Origin of the sequence: Paraburkholderia sp. IW21 (assembly GCF_041321145.1) — a bacterium.
Classification (GTDB): Bacteria; Pseudomonadota; Gammaproteobacteria; order Burkholderiales; family Burkholderiaceae; genus Paraburkholderia.
Window position 1 is genome coordinate 116,023 of the sequence record NZ_JBGGWA010000009.1, and the last position, 12,795, is coordinate 128,817.

At 60.9% G+C, this 12,795-nt stretch carries 11 protein-coding genes; 3 read left to right on the top strand and 8 right to left on the bottom strand.

Annotated elements, in window-relative coordinates:
* Positions 1 to 36 precede the first annotated feature (36 nt).
* The 3 genes from ACAX43_RS21495 to ACAX43_RS21505 form a co-directional block, all read right to left on the bottom strand.
* A complete protein-coding gene (locus ACAX43_RS21495; RefSeq protein WP_370710436.1) occupies positions 37 to 2,340 on the bottom strand; it encodes a type VI secretion system Vgr family protein in 2,304 nt (767 codons plus the stop codon).
* Positions 2,341 to 2,510: 170 nt separating this feature from the next.
* Complete coding sequence (locus tag ACAX43_RS21500; protein WP_370710437.1) at positions 2,511 to 2,837, bottom strand: GIY-YIG nuclease family protein; 327 nt, start codon at positions 2,835 to 2,837, stop codon at positions 2,511 to 2,513.
* 10 nt (positions 2,838 to 2,847) lie between these two features.
* On the bottom strand, positions 2,848 to 4,017 hold the full coding sequence (locus ACAX43_RS21505; protein ID WP_370710438.1) for a GNAT family N-acetyltransferase: 1,170 nt from the start codon (positions 4,015 to 4,017) through the stop codon (positions 2,848 to 2,850).
* A 132-nt stretch (positions 4,018 to 4,149) separates the two neighbouring features.
* On the opposite strand from ACAX43_RS21505, the gene ACAX43_RS21510 reads away from it, so the two are divergent.
* Complete coding sequence (locus tag ACAX43_RS21510) at positions 4,150 to 5,838, top strand: NAD+ synthase (protein ID WP_370710439.1); 1,689 nt, start codon at positions 4,150 to 4,152, stop codon at positions 5,836 to 5,838.
* Between the two features lie 141 nt (positions 5,839 to 5,979).
* A complete protein-coding gene (gene glnK / locus ACAX43_RS21515; RefSeq protein WP_006048444.1) occupies positions 5,980 to 6,318 on the top strand; it encodes a P-II family nitrogen regulator in 339 nt (112 codons plus the stop codon).
* A 266-nt stretch (positions 6,319 to 6,584) separates the two neighbouring features.
* Here glnK and ACAX43_RS21520 read toward each other — a convergent pair whose 3' ends face one another.
* The 4 genes from ACAX43_RS21520 to ACAX43_RS21535 form a co-directional block, all read right to left on the bottom strand.
* Positions 6,585 to 7,736: a porin gene (locus ACAX43_RS21520; RefSeq protein WP_370710440.1), complete on the bottom strand. Its 1,152-nt coding sequence runs from the start codon at positions 7,734 to 7,736 to the stop codon at positions 6,585 to 6,587.
* Between the two features lie 591 nt (positions 7,737 to 8,327).
* Positions 8,328 to 9,107: an ABC transporter ATP-binding protein gene (locus ACAX43_RS21525; protein WP_370710441.1), complete on the bottom strand. Its 780-nt coding sequence runs from the start codon at positions 9,105 to 9,107 to the stop codon at positions 8,328 to 8,330.
* Between the two features lie 46 nt (positions 9,108 to 9,153).
* Positions 9,154 to 9,867, bottom strand: coding sequence for an ABC transporter permease (locus tag ACAX43_RS21530; RefSeq protein WP_370710442.1), 714 nt, complete (start codon positions 9,865 to 9,867; stop codon positions 9,154 to 9,156).
* Entirely contained in the window at positions 9,864 to 10,553 is a 690-nt protein-coding gene (locus ACAX43_RS21535) for an ABC transporter permease (protein ID WP_370710443.1), read from the bottom strand. Before ACAX43_RS21535 ends, ACAX43_RS21530 begins: the two co-directional genes overlap by 4 nt.
* A gap of 808 nt (positions 10,554 to 11,361) precedes the next feature.
* On the opposite strand from ACAX43_RS21535, the gene ACAX43_RS21540 reads away from it, so the two are divergent.
* Positions 11,362 to 12,072 carry a pirin family protein gene (locus ACAX43_RS21540; protein WP_370710444.1) on the top strand — a complete coding sequence of 237 codons (711 nt, stop codon included), beginning with the start codon at positions 11,362 to 11,364 and terminating at the stop codon, positions 12,070 to 12,072.
* Positions 12,073 to 12,263: 191 nt separating this feature from the next.
* On the opposite strand, the gene ACAX43_RS21545 is transcribed toward ACAX43_RS21540, so the two are convergent.
* Positions 12,264 to 12,791, bottom strand: a complete 528-nt coding sequence (locus tag ACAX43_RS21545; protein ID WP_370710445.1) for a periplasmic heavy metal sensor — start codon at positions 12,789 to 12,791, stop codon at positions 12,264 to 12,266.
* Positions 12,792 to 12,795: the final 4 nt, after the last annotated feature.

Genomic DNA, 12,795 nt, shown 5'->3' on the forward strand with positions numbered 1-12,795 from the left:
GGAAATGGTCAGTAAGTTGGGCTCGACGCAACGTGGTCAGCCGGAGAACCGTGAACCGTGAGCGCCCGTATCCGGCAGATCGGTCGTCCACGGGAGGCCTTCCTTGAGCATTGCCGAATCCGGGCCGTCCTTCTGAAACAACACCGCCTTTTCGATGCACTCGCCAGGTGTGGCGTTAGTGATATTGCTGGGTGTGATCCGGACGTATGAACCGCCCGCACCAATCCAGACCTCATCCTTTGCCGAGAGGATGAGCTTGCCGTTCGAGCTGGTTATCTTGATATCCTTCAGGGCCGACACATCAAGCTCATCGCTCTGCGCCTGAATCTGGACCTTCCCTCGTGCCGCAAACAGCTTGATGCCGAGGGTATGCGCGAACAGCGACAGCGCGCTTTCGGCCGCCATGACGATGCTCTTCAGGGCGCTCACGTTGAAGCCTGAGCCTGTCGTCACATTCACATCCTTGCCCGCAGCGATCGCCACGCGATCAGGTGTCGAAGCAGCGATACCCCGGGGCGAAGACAGCAGCATGACGGCCTGCTTCAGCTCGTTCACGCTGTTCTTCAGCCATTCGTCTTCGGCCTTCAGGTCGGCAATCTCGGCCTTTGCCGTGTTCGCCAGGTCGGCCAGCCCCTGCGCCTGTATCTGTAGTGTCTGAAACTGCTGCATGGCTTCCGCCATGTCCGTGTGCTTGCCGCCGGCCTGCTGCTGAATATTGCTGGACAGCATCAGCCCGCCGCCAGCACGCACCGCACCCTGGGCATCGGTGCGCAGTTCGAAGCCGTTACCGCGGTGTTCACGCTTGCCATTGACGATGTACCCCAACGTCAGCTGGCTTTTGCCCGAATGCCGGGTAGAAAACCTGGCGTGTTCCTGACCTTCCCAGTCTTCAAACTGGAGCGTGTTGTCGCCCTGCGTGTGAATGACATTGCGGGACATCCAGCGGTCCTGATTGGTGATCAGGTCCATCTGCTGACTGTTGTGATGGAACGCAGCGATGTAAGGCTTATTCGGATCGCCGTCCCGGAATTCGACGATGGCTTCAGTTCCTTCAACCACAGGGAAGTGAAATCCCGTTTGCAGACCGCCCGCGAACGGTTTCGCGAGGCGTAGCGGCACGCTTTCGCCACCGGCAGGCCATTCGCCGAAATCGCAGTCGAAACGAACCACGTAATAGCCCTGCTGCGTCAGGTACGCATATTTGTACTGGCCCGGAGACGTGACACGGGCACTCAATGAGCCGGCAATTTTCGGCCACGTGTCATCGTCGATCTTCAGGCGGAAGCGCCGGCCGGATGGGATCGCCTGATAGGTGTTGCGGTAGGGTTTGTCACGCGCGCCGGTGTGTGTGACTTCGATCATGACGTGGCCGTCTGGGGCGTCGGGTAGCTGCGCATCGGTGCGCAGAATTCGGCCGACACGCAGGCTGTGAACGTTGCTTTCACCTTCGTAGAGGACCTGCCATGCAATCGCCGCCTCATGACGTAGCTGCGCTTCCCATCGCGCGCCATCAGCGTTCAGATGATGCGTGCCGTAGATATACGGCTGGCCGAATGTCGTCGTGTCCTTCAGGGCGACATTGGCCGCTGCCCTGAAGCGTTCCCATGCCTGATCGGGGTTGTAGTCGGCCACGGTGAACGACTCGGGCACCAGTTCGGTATGCGTGCGCAGCGCCGACACGGATTCAGCGTCGGTCTCCAGCCCCGGCATTGGCCGGTATGGAGCGCTCAGGCTGGGCTGGTAGATGTAGTGATCGATGTCGTCTCCGAACACGACGACATCCCCGTGCTCGCCTGGCACGATGTAGCTGTAGATGCCCTCTTGCTGCATCAGGATATTGATGAAGCGCCAGTCGCCTGTCTGGTATTGGAACCGGAACGGATGCTGAGGGTATCGGCGACGTAGCTTGAATGTGAACTGATGCCCCGCGAGGCCGTTGCGCCGCAAGATCGATTCGATAATCTCGGGCGCGCTCTGGTGCTGAAAGGTCTGCGTGGTGCGCAGGGTGAGGCAGGCGATATGCGGTTCGACGACGATCTCGTAAGTGCTGCAATCGTTCGTCGTCTTCACATGCGAGAAGCGTGTCACGCGGCCCCAGAATACGCGCGGCTCGCCGCTGTCTTCAGGCGCGAGCTTGAACTTTGCCTCATGTCCCAGGATAACGTCTCGCGTCAGTTCCTCCGGATGAGTCGCGACGATATCGATCCGGTAAGGCTGCCCCATCTTTTCGAGGGCGCTGAACGAAACGACCGAAATATCTTTGATCCGTTCCTCTCCCAGCACTTCGAGGAAATAGTGCTGGCCATGGCGGGCTATGTCATGCCCGTTTTGGTTCTCCATTTTTCTCGTCTCCCACTTATATATCGCGACAGATCAGCGTCTGCCGAGAATGCATAAGGAGGCCTCACGCGCGCAATAGGACTTGTCCGAAACCGCGGGTGGCGAAAACAGGCTGAAGAGGTCTGAAACTGGCGGCGCGCTTTAGAAGCGGTGCCATCGGAGTCGTGCCGTCAGGAGGCGTCGGCTTCGTCTTCCGTTGCCCCGGCGGTAACCGGAACGGGCTCGGGCAAGGGCAGCACCGATTCGAGCGTGCGCAATCCTGCCGCCAGCGCACGCTTTTCGGCAGGCGGCAGGCGTTTGACCCAATATTCGGCGCGCGAGGCATTCGAACGGTCGGCCAGTGCGAACGACGCCAGCACCTGCACCGGCTTGCGCGAACGCGTATAGCGCGCGCCCGCCCCGGTCATGTGTTTGTCGAAGCGCGCCTGCACATCGGTGGCGATGCCGGTATAGACGCTGCCGTCCGAGCATTCGAGCAGATACAGAAACCACGCCATGGATGCGCTTTTAGCCTTTGAACGGGTTGTGTTCGCGCAGCTCGTCCACATACGCGTGGATGCTGTTCTTTTCGTTGTCGAGAAAGTGGCCGACCGCATCGGCGAAGGCCGGATGCGCGAGCCAATGCGCCGAGCGCGTCACAGTAGGCAGAAAACCTCGCGCCATCTTGTGCTCGCCTTGCGCGCCGCCTTCAAACGCGCCGAGTTTCTCTTCGATGCAGAATTCGAGCGGCTGGTAGTAAGCCGTTTCGAAGTGCAGGCACGGCACGTGTTCGAGCGCGCCCCAATAGCGGCCGTACAGTGTGCCGCCGGTTTCCGCATCGCGCTGATAGACCACGAGCGAGCTGGCGATCGGCTTGCCTTCGTATTCGGCGATCACCAGCAGCAGATTCTCCGGCATCGAGGCGCCGATCATGCGGAAGAAATCGAGGTTCAGATACGGACTCGAAAAGTGCTCGCGGTAGGTTTGCCGATAGCACTTGCTGAAGAAACGCCAGTCGGCATCCTGAATGTCTTCGCCGCGAATCCTGCGCAGGGTCACGCCCGCTTCCTGGACCTTGCGGCGTTCGGCGCGAATGTTCTTGCGCTTCTTCTGTTCGAGCGTGGAGAGGAAATCGTCGAAGTCGCGGTAGCCGTCGTTCAACCAATGAAACTGCACCCCTTCGCGCTGCATCATGCCCATGTCGGTCAACGCAGCGCCTTCCGTTTCGGTCGGAAACAGCACGTGCAGCGACGACACGTCGCTCTGCTCGGCGAACGCCATCAGCGTGGCGGCCAGATGCCTGAGGGCATGCGTGTCCGCCGATAACAACCGGTTGCCCTGCACCGGCGTAAAAGGCACCGCGCACAGCAGCTTCGGGTAGTACGGCAAACCGTTGCGCTTATAGGCGTCGGCCCAGGCCCAATCGAAGACGTATTCGCCGTACGAGTGCCCCTTGAGATACACCGGCGCGGCGGCCGCGAGCTTACCCGTGCGTGGATCGGTCAGCGTGACGAATTGCGGCGCCCAGCCGGTGTCGGCAACCGCGCATTGGGTTGCGTGCAGTGCGCTCAGGAACTCGTGCCGCAAAAACGGCGTGGGCTGCGACTGCTGTGCGAGGAGGGCGTTCCATTCAGCGGCGTCGACCTCGGAAGGCGACGTCAGAATGCCCGTGCGATAATCAAAGCGTTCCTGGTTCAATCTGTGTGACTGTTCCCAATGAGCGACGCAGGCTTGTAGCGATGCGTCGTTCGTTTATCCGATTTGTCCGTTTCCGTCGAGCTAACCAGCCGCGGTACTCGCAAGCCGCCTGGCTTGCCTGTCGATCCTGCCATGAAGACCCGAATCGCTCTTGCTCAAATCAATGTCACCGTCGGCGACTTCGCCGGCAATGTCGCGAAGATTGTCGCTGCCGCGCGCGCCGCGCACAACGATGGTGCGAAGCTGCTGATCGCGCCTGAACTCGCGCTATCCGGCTATCCGCCCGAAGATCTGCTGCTGCGTCCCGCGTTCTACACCGCGAGCGCCGCGGCGCTTGCCGACCTCGCCGCGCAACTGAAGCCGTTCGCCGGCTTGCACGTGATCGTCGGCCATCCGCTGCGCGATGCGGCGCACGGCCATGGTAATGCAAACGCGCCGATCGAGCGCGGCGTGCCGCCGGTCGACACCTTCAATGCGGCCTCGCTGATCGTGGACGGGGACGTGGTCGGCACCTATCGCAAGCAGGATTTGCCGAATACCGAAGTGTTCGACGAGAAGCGCTACTTCGCTTCCGATCCGAAACCGTTCGTGTTCGAACTGGATGGTGTGAAGTACGGCGTGGTGATTTGCGAGGACGCGTGGCACGCGTCGGCTGCGCAAATGGCGAAGGCCGCGGGCGCGCAAGTGCTGCTGATTCCGAATGGCTCGCCGTACCACCTGAACAAGGAAGTCGTGCGGGTCGACATTCTGCGCGCGCGGATTCGCGAGAGCGGTTTGCCGATGGTCTACGTGAACATGGTCGGCGCACAGGACGAACTGGTGTTCGACGGCGGCTCGTTCGTGCTCGACGGCGAAGGCCGGCTCGTCGCGAAGATGGCACAGTTCGAAGAGGGCCATGCGATCGTCGAGTTCGACAGCGGCAAACCGCTGCCCGCCGCGATCGCACCGGAGCTTTCGTTGGAGGCGCAGGTATATGCCGCACTCGTGATGGGTGTGCGCGACTACATCAACAAGAACGGCTTCCCGGGTGCGCTGATTGGCCTGTCGGGCGGTGTCGATTCGGCGCTGGTGCTGGCTGTCGCGTGCGACGCGTTGGGCGCGGACCGCGTGCGCGCGGTGATGATGCCGTCGCGCTACACCGCGGACATCTCCACGACCGACGCCGCCGAGATGGCGCGCCGCGTCGGCGTGCGCTACGACGAGATCGCGATCGCGCCGATGTTCGATGCGTTCCGCAGCTCGCTAGCCGATGAATTTGCAGGCCGCGCCGAAGACGCCACCGAAGAAAACATCCAGGCCCGCATCCGCGGCACCTTGCTGATGGCGTTGTCGAACAAGTTCGGCTCGATCGTGCTGACCACCGGCAACAAGAGCGAGATGGCGGTGGGCTACTGCACGCTATACGGCGACATGGCCGGCGGCTTCGCGGTGATCAAGGACATCGCCAAGACGCTGGTCTACAAGCTGTGTCATTACCGCAACCAGGCCACCACTTTCGGCAAGCAGGATGTGATCCCCGAACGGATCCTGACGCGCGCGCCGTCGGCGGAACTGCGCGAGAACCAGACCGATCAGGACAGCTTGCCGCCGTACGAAGTGCTCGACGCGATCATGCGCATGTATATGGAGGAGGACCGCTCGCTCGCCGAAATCATTGCGGCGGGCTATGCGGTCGAAGACGTAAAACGCGTCACGCGCCTCATCAAGATCAACGAGTACAAACGCCGTCAGGCGCCAATCGGTATACGCGTCACGCATCGCGCGTTTGGCCGCGACTGGCGTTATCCGATCACGTCGCGCTATACCGAGCCGGTGGAGTGAGCCTTAAGCGAACGAACGGTGCGGGCTTACCCAAGGCAAACCAGAAGCGGCCGCCGGATTGCCGCAATGCATTCGGCGCGGCGTAGAATAAAAATCATCCATTTTTCCTTTCGAACTTCAAATCACGAGACGAGGTCCGCCATGAAGCGCATCACTGCAGTCATCAAACCGTTCAAACTCGACGAAGTGCGCGAGGCGCTCGCGGAAGTCGGCCTGACGGGGCTGACCGTTACCGAAGTCAAAGGCTTCGGCCGGCAAAAAGGCCACACTGAGCTCTATCGCGGTGCAGAGTATGTGGTCGACTTCCTACCGAAAGTGAAGATCGAAGTGGTGGTCGCGGACAACCAGTGCGATCAGGTGATCGACGCGATCATCGGCGCGGCGCGCACCGGCAAGATCGGCGACGGCAAGATTTTCGTCGCGGATGTGGAGCGTGTGATCCGGATTCGCACGGGCGAGGAAAACGAAGCCGCGGTTTAAGCGGTTCGACTCGCACCGTTAAAAAGACAGCGTTAAAGCGCCGGTATTGGCCCCCGCGGGCACCCGCGCACCGATCAGGTGCGCCGGAATAGTGGCAAAACCGCGCGCAAATAAAAAACGGTGCGATACCCTTTCGGACATCGCACCGATACGCGCCTCTCGCAGCAGCGTGAAAAAGATTCTCTTGAAGACCTTGTTACTACGCCCCGAAGGAAGTCCCCTTGGGGGGCGCCCCGAAGGAAATGCCCCTGGGGGACATCGTTGGATTAGAACGAGTGTTGAATACCTGCGTACACGCCCGACTGGCTATGACCCGGCAGCGGATTGTCCGTGGTGGCAGCCGTACCCGCATTGTTCGCATTCAGGCCGTAGTTAGCCGTCTTGCTGTTTTGCGTGGTAGCGATCTGGATATCCAGCAGGGTGCGCTTGGACAGGTTGTACGAGCCGCCGATCGTGTAGATCGTCGCATTGCCTGCGCCATTGTTGCCGTTGACGTGATAGACCGCTGCGATCAGCGCTGCAGCCGGCGTTGCTTGCCACGTCACGCCGCCCCATTCGTGGTTGAGGGTGGTCGGCTGACCCGGCAGAACGCCCGTGGCACTTGCCGAACGGATAGCCTGGTAAGCGGCCTGAATCTTGAACTGGCCGAGGAACACGTTCAGGAGCGCCGAGTATTCACGCGATGCCGCGAAAACGCCGTTGCCAACGTTGGCCGTATTGACGGTGCCCACGCTCGGACCATACAGGACGCCGTTACCCGGGTTGCGGATTTCGTCGTAAATGCCGCGAACCTGGAACAGCGCGTTCGTGTACGTGACTTGTGCGCCGGCTTCGCGACCTTGAGCGGTCGTGCCGTTACCGTTCCAGTTCGTTGCGTTCGACAGGGCGTATTGACCGTAGAAGTCAAAGCCTGCGATCTTCGGCGATTGGTACGCGAAGTTGTTGCTCGATTGCGGCCAGTTGCGGCCACGCACCAGCGATGCCGACGACCAGCTCGATTGACCGAACGGGTCGAAGTCCCACACGCCGTTCGAGATGTAGAGCATGCGGCCCATCGTGAACGTACCGTACTGGTCGTTCGACAAGCCTACCGTTGCCCAGCGATTGAAGAGACCGCCGCCGCCGGGGCCCGTACCCGTCATGGTGTTGAAGGAGCCTTCCAACTGGAACAGGACCTTGTTGCCGCCACCGATGTCCTCGACGCCCTTCATGCCCCACAGGCTGGTGCCCCAGTCGCCGCTTTCTGCGCGCCAACGGTTCGTGCTGCCAGTTGCCGGGCCGTTTGGACCGCCGCCTTGCGGAACGCCTGTCATGTATTCGAGGCCAGCGTCAAGGCGGCCGTACAGCGTCACGCTGCTTTGGGCGTGCGCAACTACACCGGCTGTCATCAGCGCAGCGGCGAGCAAAGCTTTCTTCATCTTCTCCTCCATACCCTGTCAAAAAGTGAACCCAGTACTTCGAATGGTGTTCGGACGCAAGCGCGCCGAACAGAAATCGGTACCAGGGAGATTAGCGGGCGGATTGGGTCTCCTGCCGTGACGGATAGCCTCAGTGGGCTATTCTTCGCGTCATGCCGATCCCTCGCCGACCGGTTCTCCTCTGTTGCTTTGAAGTGAAACTACTTTTAATTAACTTTGTTTTGCTACTCTGGTTACTAATTTATCAAAAATACCCTGGAGTGGGAGAAGAAATTAGTACCGGCCTAGGCCGGTGTCTCCAAATTGCAATACGAATGTGCACGGGGAATCGTTGCGACTTCCCGAAAAAGGTGGGAAACCCTTATGCTGTAAGGGAATCACGGATTGGGACAAGCAGTGTTAAGGATTGCCACTATTGACGCGTCAAACGCGGCAGAGTAAGGCAAAAAGAAGGCGGGGCGGACCGGCTCGGGTCCGTTTTCGCGGCCCAAATGACCGGAATGCACAGGTGAGCGAAACAAAAAAGGCGCTCGTAAGCGCCTTGTAATGCTACTTTGACTACAGCCCAAATATCGGGCTGGACGACAGTCTTTATTTGAGGCTGCCGGATAGGAACTGCTTGAGGCGTTCGCTCTTTGTGTTCCCGAAGACTTCGTCGGGATGACCTTCTTCCTCGACGCGGCCTTGATGCAGGAACATGACGTGATTCGACACGTTGCGCGCGAACGCCATTTCATGGGTGACGACGATCATCGTGCGGCCTTCTTCGGCGAGCGTCTGCATGACCTTGAGCACTTCGCCGACCAGCTCGGGATCGAGCGCGGAGGTCGGTTCGTCGAACAGCATCACGTCCGGGTGCATGGCCAAAGCGCGCGCAATCGCCACGCGTTGCTGTTGACCCCCCGACAAATGGGACGGGTACTGTTTTTCCAGACGCGGCGCGAGGCCCACTTTTTCCAGATATTGACGCGCGCGCTCTTCGGCTTCCTTGCGCTTCAGACCCAGCACGTTGACCGGCGCCTCGATGATGTTCTCGAGCACGTTCATGTGCGTCCACAGGTTGAAGTGCTGGAACACCATCGACAGCTTGGTGCGCACGCGCTGCAACTGCTTCGGATCCGATACGCGCAATGCGCCGCCCTTGCCGATCTGCGTGCGGACTTCCTCTCCGTCGACGAAGATGCGCCCGGCGTTCGGCTGTTCGAGGAAGTTGATACAGCGAAGCATCGTGCTCTTGCCCGAACCGGACGAGCCGATCACGCTGATCACGTCGCCGGCGTTGGCCTTTAGCGACACGCCCTTGAGGACTTCGTTGTCGCCGTACTGTTTATGAAGCTCGTCAACGAAGAGCTTTTGCTTCTTGGTGTTCATCAGAATCCTTCGGGCTTACGTGCTGGGGGCGCAGTGCCCTTCTTGATTATTTGCCTTGCGGCCGCAGGTAAGCGAGCCAGCGGCGCTCGGCGCGGCGGAACAGCCACACGAGCGCAAAAGAAATCAACAGATAGAGCAGGGCGGCGAGGCCGAACGCATTGAACGACTGATACGTGGCCGAGTTCACGTCGCGCGCGATCTTGAGGATGTCCGGCACGGTCGCGGTGAACGCGACGGTGGTGGCGTGCAGCATCAGGATCACTTCGTTGCTGTAGTACGGCAACGCGCGGCGCAGCGCCGACGGCAGAATCACCCGCCGGTACAGCGTGAACGACGACATGCCGTACGCGCGCGCCGCCTCGATCTCACCATACGCCGTGGCCTTGATCGCGCCGGCGAAAATCTCGGTGGTGTAGGCGCAGGTGTTCAGCGTGAACGCGAGCAGCGTGCAATGCATGCCGTCGCGGAAGAACGCGTTGGTCAGCTCGTGATTGCGAATGATCTCGAGGCTGTACAGGCCGGTGTAGCAGAGCAGCAGTTGCACGTAGAGCGGCGTGCCGCGAAAGATATACGTATACAGCCACACCAGACCGGCAAGCCACTTCTTCTTCGAAACGCGCGCGACCGCGAGCGGAATCGAGAGGCAGAAGCCGAGCCCGATCGACACAACTAGCAGCCACAACGTGATCACCACGCCGGTGAGGCGGTAGCCGTCGGTATAAAGATAGTTGCGCCAGTATTCCTGAATGATCTCGATCATAGATCCGCCTTTCGCACGCCGGTCGAGTAACGCTTTTCGAGGTACATCAGCACGAAGTTGGACACTGTGGTGATGACGAGATAGATCGCCCCTGCGAACAGGGTGAAGAAGAAGAACCGCAGCGTGCCCTTGCCCGCGTCCTGCGAGGCCTTGACGACGTCGGCCAAACCGATGATCGACACCAGCGCGGTGGCTTTCACCATCACCTGCCAGTTGTTGCCGATGCCGGGCAGCGCGAAGCGCATCATCTGCGGGAACATGACCCGCGAGAACACCTGCCAGCCGGTCATGCCGTAGGCCGCGCCCGCTTCGAGCTGGCCACGCGGCACCGCGAGGAATGCGCCGCGGAAAGTCTCGGTGAAGTACGCGCCGTAAATGAAGCCGAGCACCGCGACACCGGCCATGAACGGGTCGATGTCGATCTGGTTCCAGCCGAGCAGGTCGGTGAGGTTGTTCAGCCAGATCTGGATGCTGTAGAACAGCAGCAGCATCAGCACCAGGTCGGGCACGCCGCGCACGAGCGTTGTATAGACGGTGCCGACGCCATATGAGAAGCGGTTCTTCGACAGTTTCGCCGCCGCGCCGAGCAGGCCCAGCACGAAAGCGAACACCAGCGACAAGACCGCCAGTTTGACGGTTTGCCAGGTGCCGTTGAGAAGCAGCGGGCCGTAGCCTTGAAGGAACATAGGGGGTCCTCGACGATGCGTTTGCGACGCACCGCGAAAGACGCGGCCACTCTGCGCCGCGGTTGCTGCGAGCGAGGGCTCGCCGTTTCCCGCGGCGCACAGCGCACCGCTGTGCAAATCATGACTGCATGGCCGTTGCCGGCCTTGCAGCGCGCTTTTCGACTACTGTTTGAATCTGGTTTGACGCTGCGTTTGAATCAACGACCGACTGAATTGCGAAGCCCGACACGCTTCTTCATGTTTCTCCCGGATCAAACTGATCGTCGTGCTGTGCCGGTCTCGACGACTGCCGGCTCGTGGCAGGCCGTCGCTATTCTAGGCGGTCAAAATTGTCGCGCCGCGTGTGGTTGCGCTTCGGTCCCGCTCATGTCTTCCGACGTATCAAGGGAGATTGGCGAAGGGTTGAAGCCCGCGGCTGTTCTGTTGCGGCGCCGGCGGCCGGCCCCGCCAGCATGCCGGGAACCCACACGTGTCTTGAAAAGGGCGGTATTTTACCCGAACAGGAGCAGGGCGCCAGTGCGGGACGCAGGCGGCGGCCGGTAGGCGGGCGCATGCGTTGTGCATGCGCGACGGTATTGGGCCGCTGCTCCCTTTTTTCTTGGGGTGTGTTCGCTTCTGAGTCCACCAGGAATGGGTCGGCGCTGGCCTCGTGAGCAGGGCTGCCAACAGGCGCCCGGCCGCGCCGCACGCCGCGCCGACGCCCCATTGCACGGATTTATGAAACGATCCGGTGCGCCGTTGCCGATTGTTTAGCGCGCTTTGCGCCCATACATTCTGGACATCGCTATCTATTCACCGGGAGATCCTCATGATCGAGATTCGCCGCTCCGAAGAACGCGGCCACGCCAATCACGGCTGGCTCGATTCGTATCACAGCTTCTCGTTTGCCGACTACCGCGACGCGCAACATGTGCACTTCGGACCGCTGCGGGTCATCAACGAAGACCGCATCGCCGGCGGGCAGGGCTTCGGCACGCATGGCCATCGCGACATGGAAATCGTCACCTATGTGCTGGAGGGCGCACTCGCGCACCGCGACAGCATGGGCAACGGTTCGACCATCCGTCCCGGTGACGTGCAGCGCATGAGCGCCGGCACAGGCGTCATGCACAGCGAGTTCAATGCGTCGCAGGATGAGCCCGCGCATCTGTTGCAGATCTGGGTGATCCCGCAACGCGCCGGCGACCAGCCGGGCTACGAGGAAAAACGTTTCGACGACGCCGACAAGCGCGGCCGTCTACGCGTGGTCGCCTCTCCCGACGGCCGCGATGGCTCGGTGACGATTCATGCGGACGCATCGATCTACGCGGGGCTGATCGACGGCGCGGAAGCGGCGACGTTCGCGCTGCCGAAAGGGCGGCTTGCGTATGTGCACGTGGCGCGGGGCGCGTTGACTGTGAATGGCGAAGCGCTTCATGCCGGCGACGCCGCCAAGATCAGCGAGACCGATGCGGTCACGCTCGAAAAGGGCGAGAACGCCGAGGTGCTGCTGTTCGATCTCGGTCCGCTCAACGGATGAGCGCGGATCTGCGCGCATAAGCGGCCGGCCGTTCCTCGGCTGATAGTTGAGAGCGCAACGAGTCTGGAACCAGTGCGCCGCTTTGCGTGCAGTCTGCGAAAGCCAACGTAAAACGCCACGGAAAATCTTCCGTGGCGTTTTTACATTCGGACGACGGCCAGGCAGGCCGCCTCCGGTCTACGCCGCAACGCTTACTGATTCGCGGCCGGTGCCGATGCTGCGCCGTTATGATTTTCCCAGCGCTCATGCATCTTCTCGTGACGCGCTTCCATCTTCGCAAAACGCTGCTTCAGCGCCGTGCTGACGGTGGTCTTCTGCTGGTCGTTCAGGCCGTTATAGAACTTGAGCCACGCATCCGAGGTTTGCTGACGCAGTTGCGCGTCTTTCTGCTCGACTTGCTGGTGCGCCGCCGCCATGGCGTTCAGATCCAGAATCGGCTGCTGCTGCGCGGCCTTGAACTGGTTCTTGATCTGTTCATGATTGGCGTGCTCGGCCTCGTGGTTCTGCTTCATGGTGTCGAGCGCGGCTTGCCATTGCTTTTCCTGATCCGCATTCAGCTTCAACTGGTCATGCAGTTGCGTCAGTTCCTTCATGAAGTGGCCATGCCAGCCGCCGGGGCCGCCGTGACCGGCGGGTTGTGCGGCATAGGCAGCGCCCGCGCCGATGGCGAGAGCGGTGGCGGCAACGGCGAGAACGCGCGACATTTTTTTGGTGGACATGTAA

Excerpts from the sequence above, each read along its gene's own strand:
- ACAX43_RS21495 (WP_370710436.1), bottom strand. The coding sequence starts at position 2,340 with ATGGAGAACCAAAACGGGCATGACATAGCCCGCCATGGCCAGCACTAT.
- ACAX43_RS21500 (WP_370710437.1), bottom strand. The coding sequence starts at position 2,837 with ATGGCGTGGTTTCTGTATCTGCTCGAATGCTCGGACGGCAGCGTCTAT.
- ACAX43_RS21510 (WP_370710439.1), top strand. The coding sequence starts at position 4,150 with ATGAAGACCCGAATCGCTCTTGCTCAAATCAATGTCACCGTCGGCGAC.
- glnK (WP_006048444.1), top strand. The coding sequence starts at position 5,980 with ATGAAGCGCATCACTGCAGTCATCAAACCGTTCAAACTCGACGAAGTG.
- ACAX43_RS21520 (WP_370710440.1), bottom strand. The coding sequence starts at position 7,736 with ATGAAGAAAGCTTTGCTCGCCGCTGCGCTGATGACAGCCGGTGTAGTT.
- ACAX43_RS21525 (WP_370710441.1), bottom strand. The coding sequence starts at position 9,107 with ATGAACACCAAGAAGCAAAAGCTCTTCGTTGACGAGCTTCATAAACAG.
- ACAX43_RS21530 (WP_370710442.1), bottom strand. The coding sequence starts at position 9,867 with ATGATCGAGATCATTCAGGAATACTGGCGCAACTATCTTTATACCGAC.
- ACAX43_RS21535 (WP_370710443.1), bottom strand. The coding sequence starts at position 10,553 with ATGTTCCTTCAAGGCTACGGCCCGCTGCTTCTCAACGGCACCTGGCAA.
- ACAX43_RS21540 (WP_370710444.1), top strand. The coding sequence starts at position 11,362 with ATGATCGAGATTCGCCGCTCCGAAGAACGCGGCCACGCCAATCACGGC.
- ACAX43_RS21545 (WP_370710445.1), bottom strand. The coding sequence starts at position 12,791 with ATGTCCACCAAAAAAATGTCGCGCGTTCTCGCCGTTGCCGCCACCGCT.